We start from the raw sequence: 23,968 nt of genomic DNA on the forward strand, positions 1-23,968 counted from the left end.
ACGAACTCTCCGGACCTGACGCCGTCCGGGTCTCCGTCGGGGTCGCACTCCGGTTCGCCGTCTTCGTCCACTCCGGACTCTTCGCCCTCCTCACCCTCTTCGCCTTCGAGCCCGCCGCGCACCCCGGATGCTCCGTCCACTCCGGACAGCTCCCCGTCCGCTCCTGGCTCTGGTTCGCCGCACACGGGCCCGTCGTCCACCCCGGACGCCTCTGCCGCGCCCCCGCGCAACACCGGCCAGACCACCCAGTCCTCGGTCGCCACCCCCGAAGCGCCGGCTCGCGCGGACGTCCCGCACGCCCCGCAGCCCTCGCGCACCCCGGACACCACCCCGTCGTCGTCCCAGCCGGGCCCGATGGGCAGCGCACCGAACGCCGCCGGCAACGCCCCCGCCGGTCGCCCCGGCACCCCCGGCTCGCGCGGTGACGTGCCCCCGTCCGCCCCGGCCGCCCCGCGTTCCCCGGACCACTCGACGACGGCCTCCCGCGCCGACGCCCCGTCCCGTCCGTCCACGCCTCCGACGCACTCGGCGCCTTCGGCTCCGTCGTCGCCGTCGATGCCGTCGTCCCCGTCCGGCGGCATGCCCTCCGCCCCCGGTGGCGCCCCGCACGCCCCGTCGTCCGGTGCTCCTTCCGGCGCCCCGCGCACCGACGCGACCCCGCCCAGCCGCGCCACCGCTCCCTCGGCGGCGGCACCGCACGCCCCGTCGACTCCGCACACCCCGTCGACCCCGTCGGCACCCCCGGCGGGCGGCGGCACCCCGCACTCCTCTTCCAGCGGCTCCCCGTCGGCCGGCTCCCCGCGCACCGACACCCCGATGCGCCCGCAGCCGTCCACGCCGTCGGCCCCGAGCGCTCCGCACACCCCGTCGGCCCGCACGGACGCGCCCACCGCGCCGTCCTCCCGCCCCGACGCACCCCAGACCCGTCCGGCAGGCGGCCCGACCGCGCCGTCCCGTCCCGACGCCCCGCACACCGGCACGACCACGCCGTCGTCGCGCCCGGACGCCCCGCACAGCGGACCGGCCGCACCGCACAGCCCCAACACACCCCAAACCCCCACCGCGCCGCACTCTCCCACCGCGCCGCACGGCGGCCCGAACACCCCGTCCCGCCCGGACGCGCCGCACCGTCCCGACGCCCCCAACCGTCCCGACGCCGGCCCACGCCCGGACACCTCCCGCCCCCGCACGGACGCCCCCGCGGGCCACCCGTCCCGTCCCGACGCCCCCACGCGCCCGGACACCCCGCACCGCCCCGACAGCCCGTCCCGCCCCGACGGCTCCCGTCCGCACTCGCCGGACTCCCCGCGCTCGCGCGGCACCGGCACCGACGCACCCCCGCACCACGCGCCGGACGCGACCCGCCCCGAGGCGGCCACCCCGCACTCCCCCGCGGCTCCGCACTCCCCCGACGCGCCACACCACCCCGACGCGCCACACCACCCGGACGCCGACGCGCCGTCGCACACCCCGGACAAGCCGCACGACCCGGACTCCCCGGACCGCCCCCACGACACCGACGTGGACACCACACCGGCGGACCGCCCGTCCCCGGAGGCCGCACACCAGCGCCACGCCGAGCAGACACCGGCCGGCGTCTCGCACCACGGCGGCGACCCGGACATGGGCGACCTGCCCCACCGCGTGCCGGACGACCCGCGCTACTTCACCGCGGACGTCCACGTCACCCCGGACGGCCACGCCCGCATCGGCGGCCACGACTACACCCCCGCCGAGTACGCGGACATGCTGCGCCGCGGTGGTTACGACGGCAGTCGCCCGGTCCGCCTGATCGGCTGCGACGCGGGCAGCAACGACTTCGCCCAGCAGCTCTCCCGCCACCTCGACGCCCCGGTCCTCGCCCCCACCAAGCCGGCCTGGACCGACGTGAACGGCCGCGTCTTCACGAGCGACGCCGACATCCGCCCCGACGGCACCCGCCAGCCGAAGATCCCGCCGAACGGCGAGTGGGAGACCCACCACCCGGACGGCACGAAGACCAAGACCGGCGACGACGGCTACGCCCCGGACACCGAGCGCCACGACCCGGACGCGACGACGGACACCGACGGTGCCGTCGACCGCGGCGAGCCGCCCTACGAGCGGGACCCGGAGTTCGCGCACCACCCGGACGACCTGCCGCCGAACCGCGCCGAGCCGCAGGTGCTCGAACAGCTGGACCCGGACAGGTGCCAGGTCGACGAGAACGGCCTCATCACGCACTACGACGGCCAGCCGATCGAGCGGTACCTGAACAGGGTCCTCGAAGACCGCGCCAAGCTGATCGAGAACAAGATCGCCGACGGCACGATCAAGCCGCCGGACCACCCCGCGCAGAACATCCAGAAGTACGCGAACAACAACGTCGTGTGCACGTCGGTCTCGGTCGACCGGCAGACCGGCCGGATCTACGAGTCGGTCAACGGCTCGAACACGGACCTGATCCCGGAGGACAAGCTCCACCCGGCGCTGGCCGCGCGCCGCGACGCGATGATGGGCAACCCGCCGCCGGACGGCGACGGCCTGGGCTACACCCAGCCAGACCGCAACCCGGACCGCCTCGGCCAGCCGCTGCTCGACCGCAACGGTGAGGAGTTCCGCACGCCGTTCCCGATCAACGACGCGCCGACGAGGCACGCCGAGGTCAAGAACGTCAACCAGATGCTGCTCGACCGCGGGGTCCCGCCGGACGTGTCCCCCGAGGAGCTGCGCAAGATCCTGGGCGAGATGCGCGTCGACAACGCCTTCACGCCGGCGAAGGTCGGCGCGGTCAGGGACGGCCGCTTCCCGGACACCGCACAGTGCTGCGCGAACTGCACGCGGATGATCGACGGCGTGCCCAGCTCCGCTGGTAAGCTCACCCATCCACCTGGTGACCCGCGGCTCCAGGTCCTGCCGGAGTGATGACCATGCGTGTGAACATCGAGGACACCGAAGACGACTACAACGGTGTCCTCCACGAAGGCGTCCCGTTCACCGGCGAAGTGGTGGAGATCGGCGCGGACGGCAACCTGATCTCGCTCTACACCTACTACACCGGCGTGCAGGACGGCCCGTACTCCGAGTGGTACGGGCCCGACCGCCCGTTCAAGCAGGGCACCATGAAGTTCGGCATGCTCAGCGGCGTGAACCGGCAGTGGCACCCCAACGGGCAACTGGCGCTGGAGACCGAGTTCGACGACCGGGGCCGCCAGCTGTACCGCAGGGAGTGGGACGAGACCGGCGCGCTCACCTACGAGCACAGCGCCTGAGCGATCCCGTTGCGCGTCAACAGGAGCAAGACGGTCGACACCCCGGCGGCGATCCTCCTGCACGACGGTGAACCGTTCACCGGCGAGCTCGAGGACACCGACGCCGAGGGCAACGTCATCGCGCTCTCCTCCTACGTCGACGGCATCGAGCACGGCCCGCAGACCGAGTGGTACCCGAGCGGTGAGAAGCAGGCCGAGGGCCGGTGCCATCGGGGATCACCGGTCGGCGAATGGCGGGAGTGGCACCGCAACGGGAAGCTCGCCGAGCACGACCTGTTCAACGTCTTCGGCGAACTGGTCGAACGGCGGCGGTGGGACGAGCACGGCACGCTCCTCGTTGACGTGAGATCCGGCATCACGCGGGGGCTCTGACGGTGCGCATCGACAGCGGTGAGTCGTACCTGGACGAGGCCAAGGACGCCAACGGCAACGTCATCGCCCTGGTCACCTGCTGGCAGGGCATCACCCACGGCCCGCAGACGCTCCGGTACCCGAACGCCCGCAGGCGTCTGGCGCTGACCGCGTCTCCCGGCCGCGAACCGGAAGACCCACCGCGAGTGGCCCCGCCGGGGAACCACCGGGAGATCAACACCCTCGGAACCAGTGTGAACGGGTCGAAGCCACCGACCCGCCCGCACGTGCACGGGCAGCCCGATAAGATCAGCGCGTTGTGACGGGGAGAGGGGCGAGGAGCACATGGGCCAGCCAGCGACACCGCTGAGCGAGCAGGAACAGCAGCAGCTCGTGCGGCAGATCGGCCGTGCCATGCTGCCGGCGATGCCGCAGGGCTGGCAGCGCATCCGTGCCGAGTACCGCGCGGCGGGCAGGCACATCGAGGTCGACCTCGCGTTCGCCGGGCCCGACGGGCAGTTGCGGCCGGTGCGGCCGCCGATGGACGTGGTGCAGATGTTCGGCCAGCTGCGCGCCGGGATGTACCAGCCGGACCGCGGCACGTGGCTGAGCGCGACCTACGAGATCGAGGCGCCCGCGGCGTTCACGGTCGACTTCAACGCCGAGGACGAGCCGCGCTGGCGCAACACGCCGCCGCCGATCGGGTTCCGCGACGAGCTGCAGACGTTCCCGCGGCCGGACCAGCTGATCCCGGACTGGTGGCGGCAGCGCGTCGGACTGCCGCCGCTGCCCCAGCCGGAACCGGAGCCGCAGCAGGAGTTCCAGGTCCCGCCGCAGCAGCCCGAGCAGCAGCCGTCGGCCGACCTGCGCACCGCGAAGGTCTACGACGGCAAGAACGACGACGGCCGCATCGTGGTGAACCGCCAGCCGGTCGACCCGCAGCTGGTGGACAACCTGCTCACCTACCTCGAGACGGCGCCGGTCGTGCTGGCCGCGCGCAGCTACGACGTGGACGAGTTCTCCGCCAACGGCGAGCAGGACGTGCCGCTGAACTTCCGCACCGACGGCACCTGGGTCTGGGCCGGCGCGGTGCCGCACTACCTGCGCAAGTACGGCCTGCCGCCGGAGCCCGAGCTGGTGGCGCACGCGGTGTCGCGCGGGTTCCGCATCGGTGAGGTGAGCGAGGCGGCGCAGGACCGCGCGGTCTCGCTGATCACCGGTCAGTGAGCGAGAAGTGCTGAAGGGGGCTCGGCTGCGGCCGGGCCCCCTTCTCCACGTTCTCAGCCCGCGGTCGCGACGACGGGGCGGCGTGCCCGCACGGCGAGCGTGACCAGCACGGCGACCCCGGCGACCACGTAGAGGTTGCCGATCACCTGCTGCCACCACGCCCACTGCTGCTCCACGTCGTTGTCACGCGGGAACAGCCAGTGCGGCCCCACCGCGAACACCGCCACGACCAGCCACGACGCCCAGTGCCGCCGCAGCGCGGGCCGCGACAGCAGCACCAGCGCGGGCGCGATCCAGATCCAGTGGTGCCCCCACGAGACCGGCGAGATCAGCAGCCCGCCGAGGGCCACGGCGAAGAACGCCTCGACCTCGCCGACACGTGCCGCCACCCACCACGTCAGCGCCACGACCAGCAACGACAGCACGACCCAGGTGAGCACCTGCGGGCCGCTCTCCAGCCCGAGGCGGGCGAGCAGGCCGCGCAACGACTGGTTCGACGCGTAGGTCAGGCGTCCGACGCGGGCGGGGTCGAGCAGCGCGTGCGTCCAGTACTCGCGCGCGTCGCCGAATGCGATCAGGAACCCGAGCAGGCCGAACGCGAAGAACGACGCGATCGACACGAGCACCGGCTTCCACTGGCGCCGGGCCACGAAGAACAACGCGAAGAACGCGGGCGTCAGCTTGATCGCCGCCGCGAGCCCGATCAGGGCGCCGCGCGGCCACCAGCGGGTGCGTTCGAGCAGGCAGTCGGCCATGACCAGCACGCCGAGCAGCAGGTTGACCTGCCCGAACCAGAGCGTCTCGCGCAGCGGGTCGAAGATCGACGACACGGCGGCCGCGCCGAGTCCCCACTTGACCGCCTCCGGCCCCCACCCGAGCACGCGCGAGGCCGCGACCAGGCACAACGTCGTGAGCAGCGCCAGGTTCGCCACCGCGACCGCGAGGATGGCGACCACCAGCGGCACGAGCGCGAGCAGGCTGAACAGCGCGGCGGCGGCCGGCGGGTAGGTGAAGGGCAGGTCGGGGCCGCCGAGCGGCTTCGCGAACCCCTCGACGTAGAGCGGGAGGCCCTGCAGCAGCGCGTCGCCGCCGTTGCGGTAGACGCGCAGGTCGAGCGACCACCCCGGCGGGCGGAGCATGACGTACGCGAGCGTGCCGATCATGACGACGGCCCACGCCACGACGACGCGCTTGGCTCCCCGGTCCAGCTGCATCGGGAAATCCTAGCGATGGGGGTGCTGAGGCCCACGTCACGGACACCGGGCCGGATTTCTCACGTAGCGTCGTCGCGTGACCGCGGAACGTGGAACTCTGTTGGTGGAGCGCACAAATGCGCACGCTCGGGCTATCCTGTGCGCATGAGCCCCGCACTGGAGACGGTGCTGGCCAAGGCCGGCCTGCAGGTGACGCCCGACGAGTTCCTCGCGCTCGTGACCGACGCGGCGCGCAGGCTCGCGCCGCCACATCCGGAGCCGGTCAGCTACTTCACCCCCGAACAGCAGACGGCACTCGCCGACGTGGGCCTCGACCTGTCCCCGGCCGGCCCGTCCGACGCCAAGCCGCGCACCCGCACCGTCGTGGCGCACGCGGTCCTGCGCGACTCCGCGCTGACCGTCGCCGACGCCGCACGTCAGCTGCAGATCGACACGAGCCGCGTCCGCCACCGCCTCGGCGTGGGCAGGCTCGTCGGCTGGAAGGACCGCGGCAGCTGGCGCCTGCCAGCCTGGCAGTTCGCCGGCACCGGCGTCCTGCCCGGCCTCGAAGCCGTGCTCACGGCCGTGCCCACCGACCAGCCGGCGCTCGTCGTCGCCGCGTTCATGACCACCGCCCAGGAGGACCTGCTGGTCGACGGCAAGCCCGCGACACCCCGCGACTGGCTCCTCGCAGGAGGAGACCCGCGCCTCGTCGCCGACCTGGCCTCCGCGCTCGGCACCCCCGCCTGAGCCGTTCCCGAACACCCGACAGGACCCGAATGTCACGGCTTCCGCAGCCGCCTGCCCCTGCCGTGCTCCAGGCACACCTGCGCCGCACAGAGGACGTGGTGGCCGTCCACCGCGCGACCCGGCTGGTGCGCGTCTTCACGGCCAAGGGCTCCCACCCGCAGCGCTGGAACTCGTTCCGCTACGCGGGCCCCCTCCCGCACGCCCGCTTCGACGCGCAGGCCCCGACCCCCGACGGCAAACCGGCCCCGGACCACGAGAACGGCGTCCTCTACTTCGGCCTGTCCGTCCGCACCTCCGTCGCCGAGGTCTTCCAGGCCACCTCGATGGTCGACCGCCGCACCCGCTCCCCGTTCCTGGTGGTCCTGCGCCCGCGCCGCACGCTGCGCCTGCTGGACCTGGGCGGCCTGTGGCCGACGCGGGTGGGCGCCTCGCAGGAGATCTCGACGGGCCCGAAGGCCGTGACGCAGGCGTGGGCCCGCGCGATCCGCGCGGCCTACCCGGAGCTCGACGGGCTGTGGTACCGGTCGTCGATGGACTCGGGCGACCCGGCCGTGTGCCTGTGGGACCCGCCGGGAGCTTCGGGGCTGCCGGCGGCTCCGGACGTGTTGTTGCCGTTGGACCACCCTGGGCTGGACCTGCCGTTGGCGCGGGTGTGCGAGGAGCTGAACTACACGCTCCTGGGCTGAGGTCCCCGGCCCGTCCGGCCGAGGACCCCGGCCGAACGGGTCAGTTCCTCACAGGTAGCGCCCCCACCACTCCAGCACCGCCGCGAACCGCTGCCTGCGGTGCCGCGGCTGGCCGGACCGGGTCAGCTCGTGCCCCTCGCCGGGGAAGATCAGCATCTCCGCCTCGACGCCGCGCCGGCGCAGGGCCACGAACATGCGCTGGGCCTGTTCGAGCGGGCAGCGCCAGTCCTGCTCGGAGTGCACGACCGCGAACGGGATGGTGATCTTCTCCGCGTAGGTCAGCGGGCTCATCGCGCGCTGGGCCTCGGGGTCGGGGCCGCAGTAGGCGTCGGGGAAGTAGTAGCCGATGTCGGAGGAGCCGGAGAAGGAGTCCCAGGCGTTGACGGCGCGTTCGCTCCAGGCCGCGCGGAAGCGTTCGCCGTGGTGCGCGGACAGCCAGGAGGCCATGAAGCCGCCGTAGGAGCCGCCCATGACGCCGACGCGGCCGGCGTCGCAGTCGGGGCGTTCCAGCGCCACGTCGAGCAGGGACAGCACGTCGTCGACGTCGACGGTGCCGAACTTGGCGACCACGGCCTGGCCGTGGGCCTGACCGTAGCCCGCGGAGCCGCGCGGGTTGGGCAGCACGACGGCGTAGCCGGCAGTGGCGTAGACCTGGGCCTCGTCGAAGAAACCCCAGCTGTGGTACATGAACGGGCCGCCGTGCACGGCCAGCACGACCGGGTGCGGGCCGTCGCCGTCGGGCAGCACGAGCCAGCCGTGGACGGGGTAGCCGTCGGAGGCGGAGCCGGTCAGCTCCACCACGCGGCGGGCCGGCACCTTCGAGAACGACGTGCGCGTGCCGGTTCCGACGAACTCGACCTCGCCGGCGTTGTCTGGAGTGGACACGACGGCGACGACGGTGGACCCGTCGGAGGCGAACGACTTCACCACCGCGGACTCGCCCGCGAGCACCTCGCCGGTGCCGCCGCCGGACAGCGGGATTCGCCGCAGCTCCACGGCACCGCGGTTGCGGACCGCCACCAGCACGTCCGGACCGACCACCACGGGCGGGCCGGACAGCCGTTCGACGTCGACGGATTCCTCGTCGGTGAGCCGCTCCGGGCCACCGGAGCCGTCCAGCGGCGCCCGCCACAGGCCGGTGTTGCGCGCCACCGCGTCGATCCCGGTGAACTCCGTGCCCAGCCAGTGGACGAACCCCTCGGCGACGAACGGCATCGACGCCTCGCCCCGGCTGCGGACCAGCACGGACGCCGGGCCACCGGAGGCCGGCACCGTGTACAGGTCGCTGACCAGCGTCTCGGCCGCGCCGAAGTCACGTGGTGCGGCGAACACCAGCTCCTCCGGGGACAGCCACGCCGGGTCGGCCACGTCGAAGGAGCCGTCGGTGACCTCGGTGACCTCGCCGGACAGGTCGGTCACGTGCAGTCGCGGCCGGCGGTCGAGCAGGAAGCCGACGTCGTCGACGCGGTAGTCGAGCCGCGTGATGCGGCGCGGCGCCTCGGCCTCGGGGCCGTCGTCACCGGTGCCGTAGCGGCCCTCCTCCGGGACGCGCGCCACGAACGCGATCCGCGTCGAGTCCGGCGACCACACCGGGGCGCCCGCGCCCAGCGGCAGATCGGTCAGCTTGCGCGGTTCACCGCCTGCGGTCGGCATGACATAAAGCTGCGGTTTCGTTTTGCCCGAAACGCGCAGGAATGCCACCTGGGTGCCATCGGGAGAAATACGCTGTGCATGATCACGGTCACCGTGTGTCCACGGTGTCGTGCTGCCGTCGGGGTGGACCCGGTGCAGGCCACCCCAGTAGGTGTTGGTGGCGAAGTCGGGCGTGGCGAGGCTGACCAGCACCAGGTCTCCGGACACCGCGACGGTGCCGGGCGTGGTGAGCAGCTCCAGGTCTTCGGGGCGCACGGCACGGACGGTAACAGGTTTCTTTAGCAACGCTCACAACGTTTTGTTGACCGATCACAAAAATTGACTCGCCACATAGATTTCCGCGTATGACGCGCATCGTGTTCTCCGGTGGACGGGTCTTCACCGGCACAACGACCGAGCCAGGCGACGTGGTGGTCGAGGGCGACCGCATCGTCGACGTGGGCACCGACCTCGACGGCGACACCAGGGTCGACGCCACCGGCCACACCCTGCTGCCGGGGCTGTTCGACTGCCACGTGCACTTCATGTTCAGCGGTGCCGACCTGGTCCGCGACCTGAACACGCCGTTCTCGCTGCCCTTCTACCAGGCCATCGGCAACATGCGCGCGACGCTCGACTGCGGCATCACGACCGTCCGCGACGCGCTCGGCGCCGACCTCGGGGTCGCGGAGGCGGTCCGGCGCGGTCTCGTCCAGGGGCCGCGCATGCAGATCGCGATCAACATGGTGTCGCAGACCGGCGGCCACAACGACGACTGGATGCAGTGCGGCGCGCACGTCAGCCCGCCGCTGCACCCCGGACTGCCCGACACCGTCGCGGACGGCCCCGAGGAGCTGCGCAAGGTCATCCGCACGCTGGTCCGCCACGGCGCGGACATCATCAAGATCGCGTCCAGCGGCGGCGTGATGTCACCGCGCAGCAACCCGCGGCACGCGCACTTCCGCGACGACGAGATCGCGATGATCGTGCAGGAGGCCACCGCGGCCGGCATCGCGGTCATGTCGCACGCGATGAGCGGTGACGGCATCCTCACCGCCGTGCGCAACGGCGTGCGGTCCATCGAGCACGGTGTGTTCCTCACCGACGAGGGCGTCGAGGAGATGCTGCGGAACGGCACCTGGCTCGTGCCCACGCTGATGGCGCCGCGCATGGTGCTCGACCAGGCCGCCAGGGGCGTCGCGATCTCCGACGTGGTCCTGGACAAGGCGAAGATGGTGGTGGCGCAGCACTTCCAGTCGTTCCAGAAGGCGCACCAGGCGGGCGTGAAGATCGCCATGGGCACCGACTCGGGCGTGGGACCGCACGGCGACAACCTCACCGAGCTCACCCTGATGACCGAGTACGGCATGACGCCCGCGGAGGCGCTGCACGCCACCACGCGGTCCGCGGCGGCGTTGCTGCGCCTGGAGAACGAGCTCGGCGAGCTCGCACCGGGCAAGCTCGCCGATCTGGTTCTGGTCGAGGGGGACGCCGAGCAGCACGTGAAGGCCGGAACGCTGAGGCAGGCCGTCCGCGCCGTCTACCAGAACGGCGTCCCCGTCGGGTAGCTAGTGGTCGGCGCCGATGTGCTTGGCGGCTTCCGGGTGGCGCTTCACCTTGAGCAGGCTGGCGATCGTCGTGATCGCCAGCACGCCGACGATCACCGACAGCGAGACCTCGATGCCGATGGTCGGCACGTGGAAGGGCTCGCCGCCGTTGAGGAACGGCAGGTTGTTCGTGTGGAGCGCCTCCAGGATCAGCTTCACGCCGATGAAGCCGAGGATCACCGAGAGGCCGATCGACAGGTAGACGAGCTTCGCGAGCAGGCCACCGAGCAGGAAGTACAGCTGGCGCAGACCCATCAGCGCGAACGCGTTGGCCGTGAACACCAGGAACGGCTCCTTGGTGAGGCCGAAGATCGCGGGGATCGAGTCGAGCGCGAAGAGCAGGTCGGTGGAGCCGATCGCGACCATCACGATGAACATCGGGGTCACGAAGCGCTTGCCGTCGATCTTGATGAACGACTTGGCGCCGTGGAACTCGTTGGTGACCGGGAAGACCTTCCGCACCACGCGGAGCATCAGGTTCTCCTTGTACTCCTCCTCCTCGTCGTGGCTCTCCCTCGCCAGCTGCCAGCCGGTGTAGATGAGGAACGCGCCGAAGATGAAGAAGACCCAGCTGAACTCGGCGATGAGCGCCGCGCCGAGCGCGATGAAGATGCCGCGCATGACGAGCGCGAGCAGGATGCCGATCAGCAGCACCTTGTGCTGGTGGATCGCGGGCACCTTGAACGTCGTCATGATGATCAAGAAGATGAACAGGTTGTCGACGCTCAGCGAGTACTCGGTGATGTACCCGGCGAAGAACTCCGTCGCGTACTGCCCACCGGAGAAGTACCAGATGCCTGCCCCGAACAGGGCGGCCATGGCCACGTAGAACACAACCCACCGGGCGGCCTCACCGATCGTCACCTCATGGGGTTTTCGATCGACGATCACGAGGTCCACGGCGAGCAGGACGAGCAGACCAACGATCGTCGCGATCCACATCCATGCGGGGACGTTCACAACCCAACCTCCGGGATTCCTCAGCGCACGCCAAACAACCCGGAGGTCTCCTCCGCCGCCCGGCCGGTCCTGTGAAGACCACCCGCACGACCGACGGCACCGGAAGCCCGACGCTGGACTCCGTACTGACGACACCGCCGCTTAGGGAGTACTCCCCTCCATCCTGCGTGAATATTGTGCTCCACGACGACCGGTTAGCGCCACACAGGGTGAGCAGACCCACGCAACCAGGTGCGATGGGAATACGTTGCGTGGTCTCCTGAGCAGTACCCGACCGAACCTGAAGCCCGGCTGAAGATCGACTCTTGCTGAGACCGGCACCGGGTCCCGACAGGTCGCTCTCAGCGAAACTCGCATATCGTCATCGCTGTGTCCCGCCTCTCCCGCATTCGCGGCAGGTGGTCGATCCCCGCTCTGATAGTGGTCGCGGCCCTCGTGGCCGGTGGCTTCTACTTCACCAGATCAGGCGACGACCCCGCGCCCGTGCAGTACAAAGAAGCGAACATCGACGCACCCGAGAGCCCCGACAGCGCTCAGACGGTGACGATCGAGACGCGTCTTTACCTCCCCCAGCAGACGCCCGCGCCCGCGATCATGCTCGCGCACGGCTTCGGCGGCAGCCTGCGCAGCGTGCACACGCAGGCGGAGGAGTTCGCCCGGCGCGGTTTCGTCGTCCTGACGTGGTCCGCACGCGGTTTCGGCCGCAGCACCGGCCAGATCGCGCTCAACTCCCTCGACCGCGAGGTCCGCGACGCGCAGAAGCTCGTCGACTTCCTCGCGACCCGCGACGAGGTGCAGAAGGACTCCGGTGGCGACCCGCGCGTGGGCGTGACCGGTGCCTCCTACGGCGGTGCGCTGTCGTTGCTGCTCGCCGGCACCGACAAGCGGGTCGACACGCTCGTCCCGGTCATCACCTACAACGACCTCGCGCAGGCGCTGCTGCCGAACTCCGCTTCGGCCGAGCCGCGTTCCGACGCCACGCCGGGGGCGACCGCGTTCGGTGAGGACGGCGTCTTCAAGCGGTCGTGGGCGGGCATCTTCTTCTCGGCCGGCATGACGTCGATCGACCTCGCCTCGCCCACGGGTGAGGCGCCCGAGGTGGGTGACACCGAGTCGAACAACCAGGCGCCGGCACAGCAACCGCAGCAGCAGCCGGGTGGCGGTTCGGGCGCGGCCGCACAGCCGCCCACGCCGTCGCTGGGCGCCTGCGGCCGGTTCACGCCCGCCGTGTGCACCGCCTACACGGAGGTCGCGACGACGGGCAAGGCCTCGCAGCAGACGCTCGACCTGCTGCGCCGCTCGTCACCGGTCGAGGTCACCGACAAGATCACCCAGCCGACGATGCTGGTGCAGGGCGAGCAGGACACGCTCTTCGGCCTCGACCAGTCCGACGCCACCGCACGGCAGATCGCCGCGGCGGGCGGCAAGGTGAAGACGGTCTGGTACGCGGGTGGTCACGACGGCGGCAACCCCGGCGCCACGCTGCGCGGGCAGATCGCCGACTGGATGGTCTTCCACCTGATGGGCAAGGGCACCGACCCCGGTACCGGCTTCGAGTACCAGGTGCAGGGCGCGTTCCGCTCGTCCGGAACGCCGTCGCTGCGCACGGTCGTCGCCCCCTCCTACCCCGGTCTGGCGCCCGGTTCCACGAGCGAGCGCCGTTCGGTGAAGCTCAGCGGCCGCGAGCAGGTGGCCGTGAACCCCGCCGGCGGCAACCCGGCGGCGATCTCGAACCTGCCCGGTCTCGGCTCGGCGCTGGCGCGGTCGTCGTCGATCTCGTCGCGGCTCTCGCTCGACCTGCCCGGTCAGGCGGCGGTGTTCCAGTCCGACGCCCTGACCTCGCAACTGCTGCTGACGGGTTCCTCGACGGTCCGGCTGCGGGTGGCGCGCGGTGACCAGAACAGCGGCGAGGCGATCCTGTTCGCGAAGCTCTACGACGTGTCGAAGGACGGCACGCGGGTGCTGCCCGGCTCGGCCGTGGCCCCGTTCCGCGTGGCGCTGCCGCCGGACGGTTCCGCCGCCGAGGTGACCGTGACGCTGCCGCCCGCCGTCCGCCCGGTCGAGAGCGAGCACCGGCTGGCGCTGGTGGTCTCGACGACGGACCAGGCGTTCGCGAACGCCGAGCAGCCCGCCGCGTACCGCATCTCGCTGGCCGACGACACCATCTCGGTGCCGGTCGTGCCCGGCCGCAACGTGACGACCGGTTTCCCGGTGGCCGCGCTGTGGGGCATCGTGATCACGCTGCTGGTGCTGATCGGCGCCGGTGTCATCGCGATGTTCCGCCGCCGCCTGGCGCACGACTCGGACCCGGAGCTGTCCGGGGTGCCGCTGGTGATCTCGAACCTCACCAAGTCCTACCCCGGCGGCCTGACCGCGGTGAAGGACCTGTCGTTCCGCGTGGAGCACGGCCAGGTGCTGGGCCTGCTGGGTCCCAACGGTGCCGGCAAGACCACGACGCTGCGCATGGTGATGGGCCTGATCCACCCGTCCGAGGGACACATCCGGGTCTTCGGGCACAAGGTGACGCCGGGTGCGCCCGTGCTGTCGCGGATCGGGTCGTTCGTGGAGGGCTCCGGTTTCCTGCCGCACCTCTCCGGTGCCGAGAACCTGCGCCTGTACTGGGCGGCGACCGGTCGTCCGCTGGAGGAGGCGCACGTCGAGGAGGCGCTGGAGATCGCGGGCCTCGGCAACGCCGTGAACCGCCGCACCCGCACCTACAGCCAGGGCATGCGGCAGCGCCTCGCCATCGCCCAGGCGATGCTGGGTCTGCCGGACCTGCTGATCCTGGACGAACCGACCAACGGTCTCGACCCGCCCCAGATCCACCAGATGCGCGAGGTCCTGCGCCGGTACGCCGCAGCCGGCCGCACCGTCCTGGTGTCGTCGCACCTGCTGGCCGAGGTCGAGCAGACCTGTTCGCACGTGGTCGTGATGCACAAGGGCCAGCTCGTCGCCGCGGGCGAGGTGGCCGACATCGCGGCAGGCGGTGGCGAGGCGACGTTCCGCGTCGACTCCCCGTCGAAGGCAGCGGAGGTGCTGCGCAACCTCGAAGGCGTGCACGACGTGCACGAAGACGAGGACGCAGTGCACGCCTCGATGAACGGCGTCCCGCGCGCTGCCGCACTATCGGCCCTCGTGGCCGCCGGTGTGGCCGTGGACCAGGCGGGCCCGCGACGCAGGCTGGAAGACGCGTTCTTGGAGCTGGTCGGTGAATGACTTCCTGATGGCAGCGGCGTCCGCCACGGCGGACGCCCCGGACCCGGTGTCGCTGGAGGCGCTGGCGGAGGCGGGCCTCGACGTGGCCGCCTCCGACGACGAAGAGCAGCGGGAGGCCACCGCATGACCTCCACCCGCTCGGTGCCTCCCGCGCGCCCTCTGGCGAACGCCAACCGCATCCGCCTGAGCGCCGGCAGGCACGCTCCCGCAGGCGTCCCCTCCTCCTGCGAGCGCACGTCGCTCGCGCGCGAAGGGGGTCCCCTTGACTCAATTATCCCAGGCAGCACCGACAATTTCGGCGCACCGGACGCGGCGGAGGCCGTTGACCGCAGCGCGCACGGCGCCGGCGTTGCCGCTGAGGTGAGCACCTTGGTGAGCGCCGGCACGGCGAGCGCCCCAGCGACCGCTGACGTGGCAGGCACCGATGTGCCGGGCACACCGGTGGGCGCCGACATGGCGAACACCCCGGTGGGTGCCGACGCGCCGGGTGAGCACAGCCCGGCCGGTCACGGCGAGCACGACCCGGCCGACGGCGTCGGCGGGCAGATCACGACGAGCGCCGGTGTTGTCGGCGCGCGCGTCACGACCGCCACCGACGAGGTCGGCCGGCACGAGGAGGTGGACCGGTGAGCGAGAACGGCGTCCACACCGACCCCGGAGCGATCAGCGACCTCACCGAGGCCGCTGCCCACCAGCAGACCGAGGTGGCCGAGGACGGCTCCTCGAAGGGTTACCGGGCCCGCAGGACCCTGCGGATCAGCGTCGAGCTGCAGCGCCAGGTCAAGCGCCGCCGCACCCAGCTCGTGCTGGGCTTCCTGGTGCTGCTGCCGTTCATCCTGGCCCTGAGCTTCGAGCTGGGCGAGAGCCAGAACCGCCGCTCCGGCGGTTTCGTCGACCTCGCCACGGCCAGCGGCATCAACTTCGTGGTGCTGACGCTGTTCGTGAGCGGCAGCTTCCTGCTGCCGATGATCGTGGCGCTGTTCTTCGGCGACACGATCGCGTCCGAGGCGTCGTGGTCGAGCCTCAAGTACCTGCTGGCCGCACCGATCCCGCGCCACCGCCTGCTGCGCCAGAAGGCGATCAGCAGCGGCCTCCTCAGCTTCTTCGCCCTCGCACTGCTGCCCGCGGTCGCACTCGGCGTCGGCGTGCTGTGGTACGGCGCGGGCGAGGTCGTGAGCCCGACCGGTGAGGCGGCACCGTTCGCGGACGGCGTGCTCGGCATGGGGCTCGCCGTCTGCTACATCGCGATCAACCTGTTCTGGGTGGCGGGCCTGGCGCTGTTCCTGTCCGTGTCCACCGACGCGCCGCTCGGCGCGGTCGGCGGCACGGTGCTCGTGTCGATCCTGTCGCAGATCCTCGACCAGATCGAACCGCTTGGGGACCTGCGCAACTACCTGCCGACGCACTACTCGATGGCGTGGGCCGACCTGCTCTCGACCGACGTGGACTGGTCGGAGATGACGCGCGGGGTGTTCTCCGCGCTCGTCTACGGCGGCATCTTCACGCTGCTCGCGGCACGCCGGTTCATCACGAAGGACATCACCAGCTAGCTAGTGCTTGCCCTGCACGCAGAACTCGTTGCCCTCGGGGTCGAGCATGACGACCCAGTGCCCCATCCGGCCCTGGTCGAACTCCTCGACCTTCGTCGCACCGAGGGCGACGAGCCGGTCGACGGCCTCCAGACCCGCGTTCACGTCGAGGTGGACGCGGTTCTTGGCCGTCTTGCCCTCCGGCACGCGCTGGAAGAAGAACCGCGGCCCCGCGCCGTCCGGGTCGATGATCGCCGAGTAGTCGTTCCACCGCTCCTGCGGGATGTTGTTCGCCTGAGCGAACTCCTCCCACGTCGCGAACCCGCCGGGCGGCGGCTGCACCACGTACCCGAGCGCCTCCGACCAGAAGGCGGCCAGCTTCGCCGGGTCCGCCGCGTCCATCGTCACCTGGATTTCGGTTGCCATGGCGCAACGGTAAGACCGAATGCGGACAACCACTGTCCGGAGTGGTGGAAGATCGGAAACCGGGCTAGACCGGCCGCTTCCGCTTCGGCAGCCGCGCGACGACGGCGTCGTAGGACCCGTCCACCAGCTCCAGCAGGTCGTCGTCGGGCACCGAACCCTTGAGCGCGATGGTGTTCCACCCGTAACGCCCGATGTACCCGCTCACCGTGATGTCCGCGGGAAAGCGCTCTCTCCACACCGCGGCGGCCTCACCGTCGGCTCCGCACTTGAGCCCGACGGTGTGCACGTCCAGCCCGACGAAGGCGAAGGCCTTCCCTCCCACCTTGCAGACGAGCTCGGCCTCACCCCACGGATACGTCTCCTCCGCGCCGGGTTTGGCGGCGCAGTAGGCGATCAGCTCGTCCATCGTCACAACGCGATTATCGCCCGCCGAAGCCCGCGACGAAACGAGTGAGCAGCTCCGCGAACGTCGCCCGCTCGTCCTCGCTCCACTCCGCCATCGCCGCCGCACAGGCCGCCTGCCGCGCCCGGTGCAGCTCGGCACTGGTGGCCCGCCCCCGCGGCGTGCGCACGAGCAGCACTCGCCGCCCGTCCGCCTTGTCGGCAACGCGCGCGACCAGACCGGCGTCCACGGCGCTGGTGACGAGTTTGCTGGCCCGCGGCTGATCGACGTGCAGCGCCGCCGCAACCCCGGAAACCGTGGCCTGCACCCCGCCCCGCTCGGCCGCTTCGATCACGTCGAGCACGTCGAAGGCCGGTACGGCCAGCTCGGCGAGCGCCCTGCGTGACTGGCTGCGCCGCATCGCGATCAGCGCCTGCTCCACCGCGGCGAGGTGGGTGTCGACGTCCACCGGGAGATCATGGCCGCATCACGCTCGAATGGGTGTTGTCAGCCGACATCTCACCCCAGAGGGCGATTTACGCGCCGCAGTTGCCGGCTTCACGGTGAGCGACCGGTCGTCCATTGTGGACTGGGCGGGTGCGGTGGGACCTGCGTTGTGCGCGGTGGAGGTGAGGGCGGGGCGGGAGCGGCGGGCGTTGCGGGACGACGGTGGCGCCGTTGTGGCGAATCGAGACGATGGGGTTGGCCTTGCGGGCGGTGGTATAGCGGCGGTTGCTGTCGTCGCGGAACGGCGATGTCCGCTGGACGCGCGAGCCGACGCGAACCAAAGCCGAGGCAACCCGGCACCGAGGCAGTCTGGAAGCGTGGCGATCGGCCGGGGAGACCAGGCGGCCGCGTGCCGAGGCATGAAGCGGGGGCGCTTGCGTTGTGGGCGGCCCGCGCCGCGCGGGCTACGTCACACCGGCCGCGTGCCGAAGCAAGGAGCGGGGCACCTGCGTAGCGGACGGCACCCGCCACGGGGGTACTCCACGCCGGCCGCGTGCCAGGGCAAAGCAGGCGCGCTTGCGTTGTGGGCAGCCTCCGCTGCGGGGTTACTCCGCGCCAGCCGCGTGCCGAAGCGAGGAGCGGGGGCACTTGCGTTGTGGCGCCCCCGCCGCGGGACTACTTCACGCCGGCTGCGTCCATGCCCCGCAGCTCCTTCTTCAGGTCCTGGACCTCGTCACGCAGGCGCGCGGCCAGCTCGAACTGCAGGTCGCGGGCCGCGTTCATCATCTGGTCGGTCAGCTGCTGCACGAGGTCAGCGAGCTCGGAGCGGGCCATGCCCGCGCGTTCGTGGGACTGCAGGACGCCGGCGGAGCGACCGCCTTCGCCGGTGGCGCGCTTGCCGCGGGACTGGTTGCGGCCGGAGCCGCCGACCGGCACCTCGTCGTCGGCTTCGGAGTACACCGTCTCGAGGATGTCGGTGATCTTCTTGCGCAGCGGCTGCGGGTCGATGCCGCGTTCCTCGTTGTAGGCGATCTGCTTGGCGCGGCGGCGGTTCGTCTCGTCGATCGCGTGCCGCATCGAGTCGGTGATCTTGTCCGCGTACATGTGGACCTCGCCGGACACGTTGCGGGCAGCGCGGCCGATCGTCTGCACCAGGGAGGTGCCCGAGCGCAGGAAGCCCTCCTTGTCCGCGTCGAGGATCGCGACCAGGGACACCTCGGGCAGGTCGAGGCCCTCGCGCAGCAGGTTGATGCCGATCAGCACGTCGTACTCGCCGAGGCGCAGCTGGCGCAGCAGCTCGACGCGGCGCAGGGTGTCGACCTCGGAGTGCAGGTAGCGGACCCGGATGCCGAGCTCCAGCAGGTAGTCCGTGAGGTCCTCGGCCATCTTCTTGGTCAGCGTGGTGACCAGGACGCGCTCGTCGCGCTCGGCCCGCTCGCGGATCGAGTGGACCAGGTCGTCGATCTGGCCCTCGGTCGGCTTCACGACGACCTCGGGGTCGACCAGGCCGGTCGGGCGGATGACCTGCTCGACGAACTCGCCGCCCGCCTGGCCCATCTCGTACGGGCCCGGGGTCGCCGACAGGTACACGACCTGGCCGATGCGGTCCGCGAACTCCTCCCACGTGAGCGGGCGGTTGTCGAGGGCGGACGGCAGGCGGAAGCCGTGCTCCACGAGGTTGCGCTTGCGGGAGGCGTCGCCCTCGTACATGCCGCCGATCTGCGGGACGGTCACGTGCGACTCGTCGATGACCATCAGGAAGTCGTCGGGGAAGTAGTCGAGCAGCGTGGCGGGGGCGGTGCCGGCGGCGCGGCCGTCGATGTGGCGGGAGTAGTTCTCGATGCCGTTGCAGAAACCGACCTGGCGCATCATCTCGATGTCGTACTGGGTGCGCATGCGCAGGCGCTGGGCCTCCAGCAGCTTGCCCTGGCGCTCCATCTGCGCGAGCGTCGTCTCCAGCTCCGCCTCGATGTCCCGGATGGCGCGCTCCATGCGCTCGGGGCCCGCGACGTAGTGGGTGGCCGGGAAGATCCGCAGGTCCTCCACCTCGCGGACCACGTCACCGGTCAGCGGGTGCAGGTAGTAGAGCTTGTCGATCTCGTCGCCGAAGAACTCGACGCGCACCGCGAGCTCCTCGTAGGACGGGATGATCTCGACCGTGTCGCCGCGCACGCGGAAGGTGCCGCGGGTGAACGACATGTCGTTGCGCGTGTACTGCACGTCCACCAGGGCGCGCAGGAACTGGTCGCGGTCGACCTCGGCCCCGGTGGCCAGCGGGATCGAGCGGTCGAGGTACGACTGCGGCGTGCCGAGGCCGTAGATGCACGAGACGGACGCGACCACGATGACGTCGCGCCGGGTCAGCAGCGACATGGTGGCGGAGTGCCGCAGCCGCTCGACGTCCTCGTTGATCGAGGAGTCCTTCTCGATGTACGTGTCCGTCTGCGGGATGTACGCCTCTGGCTGGTAGTAGTCGTAGTAGCTGACGAAGTACTCCACCGCGTTCTGCGGGAAGAGCTCCTTCAGCTCGTTCGCCAGCTGCGCCGCCAGCGTCTTGTTCGGCGCCATGACCAGCGTCGGCCGCTGCAACCGCTCGACCAGCCACGCCGTCGTCGCCGACTTGCCGGTACCGGTGGCGCCGAGCAGCACCACGTCCCGCTCGCCCGAGCGCACGCGCCGCTCCAGGTCGGCGATGGCCGCCGGCTGGTCGCCCGCCGGCTGGTACTCGCTGACCACGCGGAACTGCCCGCCGGTGCGGGTGATCTCGCCGACGGGACGGTGCTCGGAGTGCGCCTTGACGGTGCTCTCCTCTTGCGGGAGCTCGGTTGCGAATGCCACGGGAAGCACGTTACGCCGGGGGTCTGACAATTTCAGATTGTGCCTGGTCAGAGCCCTCTAATCGCACGGACAGCAGTTGCAGTCGCAGTCGCAGTTCGGGCCGCAGTCCGGCCCCGGGTCGCACCCGTCGCGCCGCTTGTCGCTCCACGGTCCCGGGAACGGGTCGCGGCAGCAGAACTGGCACGTGCCGCACATGTAGAGGAACGCCCCGCAGCCCTCGAAGCACCCACGCGGCTGCCGCTGCCAGTTCAGCTTCGGGTACGCCCACAGCCCGCTGCCCGGATCCGACCAGCGCGGCTTGTCCGGCGGGTGCTGGTGGCGCTTCCGCTTGCCGAACACCCGGACGATCGACTCCTCCAGCTCGTGCACCAGCAGCTTGTGCACCAGCCGCCCGTCCACGAACTCGACCTCGGCCAGCGCGAGCCGGATGCCCGCCACCGCGTCCAGGCACAGCCGGTGCGCCTCCTGCACCGACGTCCCGGTGGCCAGCAACGGGTTCCACGAGCCCGAGGCGCGGTCCTCCTCCAGGTCCTCCGCCGCGTCGATCAGGTGCGCGACCCGCCCGAACAGCCGCCCGACCTCGCGCAACGGCTCCGCGTTCGCCGGCCGCCCCGCGATGATCGCCGTCTGCGCCACCGCGAACCCGGTGGCGGTCTCCGTCGGCTCGGTCACGGCCAGCACCGAGCTGCCCAGCCCCGCCGCTGCCTCGACGAGCGTCTGCCGACGCACCGAGTCGATCATCACCGACGCGTCGAACCCGAGGTCAGCGGCCGTTCCGATGCCCTTGGCCGCCCACCGCTGGGCGACCGCGCGCCCGGCCCAGCCGACTCGGCCGGCCAGCCCGTCACCGTCGTCGACGTGGTCGTGGACCTTCAACGAGGCCAGCACCAGCGACACCGATGCCGCCAGCCGCGCGCCCGCACCCACGGCCACGTCCGCAGACTTCATGCCGCGCAACGCGCACGGCCCGGCGGACCGGCGCGACAGACCGGTCTGCGCCTCGACCGCGGCTGAGATCATCAACCCGTCGTAGTTGGTGACGAGACGTGACAGATGACCGTGCTCGTCGCGCAGCGAGAGGCACATCCCGCACAGGTGCGCGAGCCACGCGGACCGCAGCTCAGCGCCCAACCTGTTGCGGCAGGGGCGGATGATCCCGAACATGCGCGCGATCCTAAGTGGCCGCTGACGAATCTGATGGCAGTATCGCTGACGTGGCACACATCCATCCGCCGAAGATCGAGTACTTCGACCTGGACGCCAAGAGCAACACCGATCCCAAGGGGCAGCTGAGGAGCGTCGACGAGTACCGCCTCACCCCGGCCGGGCTCTACATGTTCCGCCCGCTCTCCGGGCACCCGAGGATCAGCCACTTCGAGAGCTGGTTCCTGCCCAAGCTGAACCTGCGGGTCACCCGCCAGTCCTGGCACCGCGGCCACGAGCAGGACTTCGACTTCTACGTCGACGTCGTGGAGATCTCGGCGATCGGCAGCGTGTGGCGCACGACCGACCTCTACCTCGACCTCCTCGTCCGGACGGGCCGCAGCACCACGGTCCTCGACACCGACGAGCTGCTGAGCGCGCTCCAGCACAACTTCATCACCGCGGAACGCGCGCAATGGGCATTGGAAACCACCTATGCGGCGCTGTCCGGAATTTCAGCACACGGTCACGATGTGGTTCGGTGGCTCACCTATTCGGGTTGTCCTACGACCTGGCGTTGATACACAGAGTGTGGTCGTCATCTGACCGTGACGTAACAAATCGATCCGCCGTGTAACTGCGAGCACATATTTGACTACCCTCGGCGTCGTGGGAGCGGTCACTACACCTCAGCTGGTCGACACCGTCGACACCATTTCGGGCGTCCGGAGCTATTCATCCGGGGGCATGCGGCACCTCAGCTCGTGCCACGTGGAGCGCTGGGGTCTGCGGATCGAGCACCCCACACCGGAGGACCCGTTCTCCGACTCCGAGGTGACGTGGCTGCTGCCCGACGTCGGCGTGCGGCTCACCACGTTCCACCCGCGGTCGCGGCACGCGCGCAGCGGCCCGAGCGTGCTGACGGCCGTGCGCGTCGAGCGCGACCACCGCCACTGGCAGACCACGGACCTGCTGCTGGGCCTGGCCGTTCCCGGCGGCACCACGGCCCGCATCGTGCGCAGCGAGGAGTTCGCCGCCGCCGTCGCGGGCCGCGTGCTGCAGCCGGGCGACGCCGACCAGGCGCTGCGCACGGTCCACCGCACCCTCGAAGAGCTCAGCAACGTCAACCACAACCTCACCTCGTGGCTGACGTGGCACGGCATCTACGACGCCTGGCCGCCCCTGTAGGCCTTGATCCGCTCCACCGCGGCGACCATGAACGGCTCCTTCGCGTCACCGTAGGCGAACCCGCTGTCGTGGCCCGCAAACCGTTGTGACAGTTCGAGTTTCACGTTCTCGTACTCCTCGCGGGCCCGCGCGTCGTGCCGCAGCCAGTCGCGGAAGTCGACCGCCCACCGCCAGTTGGCCGCGCCCTCGACCCGCAGGTGCAGGTTCACCCGCCGCCCCGGATCCGCACCCGCGTGCAGCCGCTTGTCCCAGCCGCCGTCCTCACCGCGTGGCGTGTCCTCGTACGGTCCCACGTACGGGAAACCGGCCTGCGCCAGCACTTCCCGCAGCCCGTCGGCGATCTCCATGTCCTCGACGGCGAGCTGGAAGTCCAGCACGTCCTTCGCCGCGAGCCCGGGAACGCTCGTCGACCCGATGTGCTCGACGTGCCGCCCGCCCGCGGCCAGGGCGATCCGCCGCGCGACCCGCCCGGCCTGCGCCGGCCACGTCTCGTCGTAGGGCACCACGACCGGCTGCCCCGACGCGTACGTCCGCGTCCGCACGTTCTCCTCGAACCGGACGAGCCGGTCCCACAGCCCCGTCACGTCCGGGACCTCGCCGGAGTTGTCGAGCCACACGTCCGCGGCCGCACGGCGCTGCTCCTCGGTGGCCTGCGCGGCGATCCGGTTCCGCGCGTCGTCCTCGGCCATCCCGCGGCTGGTGACGAGGCGGTGCAGCCGGGTCTGCGCGTCCGCGTGCACGACGATGACCAGGTGGTAGGCGGCAGCCAGGTCGCGCTCCACGAGCAACGGGATGTCGTGCACCACGATGCCGTCCGCCGCCGCCATCCGCTCCGCGGTGAGCTGCCCGATGCGGGGGTGCGTGATGCCGTTGAGCGTCTGCCGCGCCTCCTCGGTCGCGAACGCCTTGGCCGCCAGCGCGGCCCGGTTCAGCGTGCCGTCGGCGTTGAGCACGTCGTCACCGAACGCCTGCACGACCTCCGCGAGGCCGTCGGTGCCCGGTTCCAGCACCTCGCGCGCCAGCTTGTCGGCGTCGATGATCGTCGCGCCGCGTTCTTCGAGCAGCCGCGCGACCGTCGACTTGCCCGACCCGATCCCGCCGGTCAATCCCACCCTGAGCATGCCGGTCAGGTTAGCCGGGTC

23 protein-coding genes and 1 pseudogene are annotated in these 23,968 nt (G+C 71.1%); 14 read left to right on the forward strand and 10 right to left on the reverse strand.

Going from position 1 to position 23,968, the window contains the following annotated elements; translation table 11 throughout:
* Window positions 1–890 (reverse strand): annotated as a pseudogene (locus ACZ7CF_RS23715) (hypothetical protein); the annotation flags it as partial.
* Here ACZ7CF_RS23715 and ACZ7CF_RS23720 point away from each other — a divergent pair.
* Genes ACZ7CF_RS23720 through ACZ7CF_RS23740 form a run of 5 tightly spaced genes read left to right on the forward strand, consistent with a single transcriptional unit; the run spans window position 817 to window position 4,829 of the window.
* Window positions 817–2,904 carry a hypothetical protein gene (locus ACZ7CF_RS23720; protein ID WP_470370617.1) on the forward strand — a complete coding sequence of 696 codons (2,088 nt, stop codon included), beginning with the start codon at window positions 817–819 and terminating at the stop codon, window positions 2,902–2,904. The pseudogene ACZ7CF_RS23715 and the gene ACZ7CF_RS23720 sit on opposite strands and share 74 nt — an antisense overlap.
* Window positions 2,904–3,251, forward strand: a complete 348-nt coding sequence (locus tag ACZ7CF_RS23725) for a toxin-antitoxin system YwqK family antitoxin (protein WP_360397737.1) — start codon at window positions 2,904–2,906, stop codon at window positions 3,249–3,251. Before ACZ7CF_RS23720 ends, ACZ7CF_RS23725 begins: the two co-directional genes overlap by 1 nt.
* A 9-nt stretch (window positions 3,252–3,260) precedes the next feature.
* On the forward strand, window positions 3,261–3,623 hold the full coding sequence (locus tag ACZ7CF_RS23730; protein WP_360397735.1) for a toxin-antitoxin system YwqK family antitoxin: 363 nt from the start codon (window positions 3,261–3,263) through the stop codon (window positions 3,621–3,623).
* 2 nt (window positions 3,624–3,625) lie between these two features.
* Entirely contained in the window at window positions 3,626–3,925 is a 300-nt protein-coding gene (locus ACZ7CF_RS23735) for a hypothetical protein (RefSeq protein ID WP_470370618.1), read from the forward strand.
* A 22-nt stretch (window positions 3,926–3,947) separates the two neighbouring features.
* Window positions 3,948–4,829 (forward strand): hypothetical protein, encoded by an 882-nt coding sequence (locus tag ACZ7CF_RS23740; protein WP_470370619.1) that lies wholly within the window; start codon window positions 3,948–3,950, stop codon window positions 4,827–4,829.
* Between the two features lie 53 nt (window positions 4,830–4,882).
* Here the strand turns inward: ACZ7CF_RS23740 and ACZ7CF_RS23745 are convergent, their stop codons facing one another.
* Entirely contained in the window at window positions 4,883–6,043 is a 1,161-nt protein-coding gene (locus ACZ7CF_RS23745) for a glycosyltransferase 87 family protein (RefSeq protein ID WP_360397729.1), read from the reverse strand.
* A 144-nt stretch (window positions 6,044–6,187) separates the two neighbouring features.
* Here ACZ7CF_RS23745 and ACZ7CF_RS23750 point away from each other — a divergent pair, with 144 nt between their 5' ends.
* Window positions 6,188–6,772, forward strand: a complete 585-nt coding sequence (locus ACZ7CF_RS23750) for a DNA-binding protein (protein ID WP_360397727.1) — start codon at window positions 6,188–6,190, stop codon at window positions 6,770–6,772.
* Between the two features lie 29 nt (window positions 6,773–6,801).
* Entirely contained in the window at window positions 6,802–7,458 is a 657-nt protein-coding gene (locus ACZ7CF_RS23755; protein ID WP_360397725.1) for an RES family NAD+ phosphorylase, read from the forward strand.
* Window positions 7,459–7,506: 48 nt separating this feature from the next.
* Here ACZ7CF_RS23755 and ACZ7CF_RS23760 read toward each other — a convergent pair whose 3' ends face one another.
* Window positions 7,507–9,366, reverse strand: a complete 1,860-nt coding sequence (locus tag ACZ7CF_RS23760) for a S9 family peptidase (protein ID WP_458430840.1) — start codon at window positions 9,364–9,366, stop codon at window positions 7,507–7,509.
* An 89-nt stretch (window positions 9,367–9,455) separates the two neighbouring features.
* Here ACZ7CF_RS23760 and ACZ7CF_RS23765 point away from each other — a divergent pair, with 89 nt between their 5' ends.
* Complete coding sequence (locus ACZ7CF_RS23765) at window positions 9,456–10,658, forward strand: metal-dependent hydrolase family protein (RefSeq protein ID WP_360397721.1); 1,203 nt, start codon at window positions 9,456–9,458, stop codon at window positions 10,656–10,658.
* Here the strand turns inward: ACZ7CF_RS23765 and ACZ7CF_RS23770 are convergent, their stop codons facing one another.
* A complete protein-coding gene (locus ACZ7CF_RS23770; RefSeq protein WP_470370620.1) occupies window positions 10,659–11,657 on the reverse strand; it encodes a TerC family protein in 999 nt (332 codons plus the stop codon).
* A gap of 369 nt (window positions 11,658–12,026) precedes the next feature.
* Between ACZ7CF_RS23770 and ACZ7CF_RS23775 the strand changes: the two genes are divergently transcribed.
* From ACZ7CF_RS23775 to ACZ7CF_RS23790, 4 genes are all read left to right on the forward strand, one after another.
* Window positions 12,027–14,873, forward strand: a complete 2,847-nt coding sequence (locus tag ACZ7CF_RS23775) for an alpha/beta fold hydrolase (RefSeq protein WP_458430839.1) — start codon at window positions 12,027–12,029, stop codon at window positions 14,871–14,873.
* The gene (locus ACZ7CF_RS23780) at window positions 14,866–15,000 is read left to right on the forward strand and encodes a hypothetical protein (RefSeq protein ID WP_360397715.1); all 135 of its coding nucleotides are present in this window, start codon (window positions 14,866–14,868) and stop codon (window positions 14,998–15,000) included. The genes ACZ7CF_RS23775 and ACZ7CF_RS23780 overlap by 8 nt, the downstream gene beginning before the upstream one ends.
* A gap of 284 nt (window positions 15,001–15,284) precedes the next feature.
* Entirely contained in the window at window positions 15,285–15,503 is a 219-nt protein-coding gene (locus tag ACZ7CF_RS23785) for a hypothetical protein (protein ID WP_470370621.1), read from the forward strand.
* A complete protein-coding gene (locus ACZ7CF_RS23790) occupies window positions 15,500–16,423 on the forward strand; it encodes an ABC transporter permease (RefSeq protein ID WP_470370622.1) in 924 nt (307 codons plus the stop codon). The genes ACZ7CF_RS23785 and ACZ7CF_RS23790 overlap by 4 nt, the downstream gene beginning before the upstream one ends.
* Here the strand turns inward: ACZ7CF_RS23790 and ACZ7CF_RS23795 are convergent, their stop codons facing one another.
* From ACZ7CF_RS23795 to ACZ7CF_RS23815, 5 genes are all read right to left on the reverse strand, one after another.
* Complete coding sequence (locus ACZ7CF_RS23795) at window positions 16,424–16,828, reverse strand: VOC family protein (RefSeq protein ID WP_470370623.1); 405 nt, start codon at window positions 16,826–16,828, stop codon at window positions 16,424–16,426. It lies immediately after the preceding gene.
* 64 nt (window positions 16,829–16,892) lie between these two features.
* On the reverse strand, window positions 16,893–17,234 hold the full coding sequence (locus tag ACZ7CF_RS23800) for an MmcQ/YjbR family DNA-binding protein (RefSeq protein WP_360397707.1): 342 nt from the start codon (window positions 17,232–17,234) through the stop codon (window positions 16,893–16,895).
* A 13-nt stretch (window positions 17,235–17,247) separates the two neighbouring features.
* Window positions 17,248–17,679 (reverse strand): MarR family winged helix-turn-helix transcriptional regulator, encoded by a 432-nt coding sequence (locus tag ACZ7CF_RS23805; RefSeq protein ID WP_360397705.1) that lies wholly within the window; start codon window positions 17,677–17,679, stop codon window positions 17,248–17,250.
* Window positions 17,680–18,332: 653 nt separating this feature from the next.
* Entirely contained in the window at window positions 18,333–20,495 is a 2,163-nt protein-coding gene (gene uvrB / locus ACZ7CF_RS23810) for an excinuclease ABC subunit UvrB (RefSeq protein WP_360397703.1), read from the reverse strand.
* A gap of 57 nt (window positions 20,496–20,552) precedes the next feature.
* A complete protein-coding gene (locus ACZ7CF_RS23815; RefSeq protein WP_360397701.1) occupies window positions 20,553–21,659 on the reverse strand; it encodes a DUF5685 family protein in 1,107 nt (368 codons plus the stop codon).
* A 50-nt stretch (window positions 21,660–21,709) separates the two neighbouring features.
* Between ACZ7CF_RS23815 and ACZ7CF_RS23820 the strand changes: the two genes are divergently transcribed.
* Together ACZ7CF_RS23820 and ACZ7CF_RS23825 are read left to right on the forward strand one after the other, a co-directional pair.
* On the forward strand, window positions 21,710–22,219 hold the full coding sequence (locus ACZ7CF_RS23820) for a ribonuclease FAU-1 family protein (RefSeq protein WP_360397699.1): 510 nt from the start codon (window positions 21,710–21,712) through the stop codon (window positions 22,217–22,219).
* A gap of 166 nt (window positions 22,220–22,385) precedes the next feature.
* Window positions 22,386–22,826 carry a ribonuclease FAU-1 family protein gene (locus tag ACZ7CF_RS23825; protein WP_458430834.1) on the forward strand — a complete coding sequence of 147 codons (441 nt, stop codon included), beginning with the start codon at window positions 22,386–22,388 and terminating at the stop codon, window positions 22,824–22,826.
* Here the strand turns inward: ACZ7CF_RS23825 and coaE are convergent.
* Window positions 22,802–23,947 (reverse strand): dephospho-CoA kinase, encoded by a 1,146-nt coding sequence (coaE, locus tag ACZ7CF_RS23830; RefSeq protein ID WP_470370624.1) that lies wholly within the window; start codon window positions 23,945–23,947, stop codon window positions 22,802–22,804. The genes ACZ7CF_RS23825 and coaE overlap by 25 nt on opposite strands.
* Window positions 23,948–23,968 lie beyond the last annotated feature (21 nt).

Source organism: Lentzea sp. NPDC036955 (assembly GCF_055608005.1).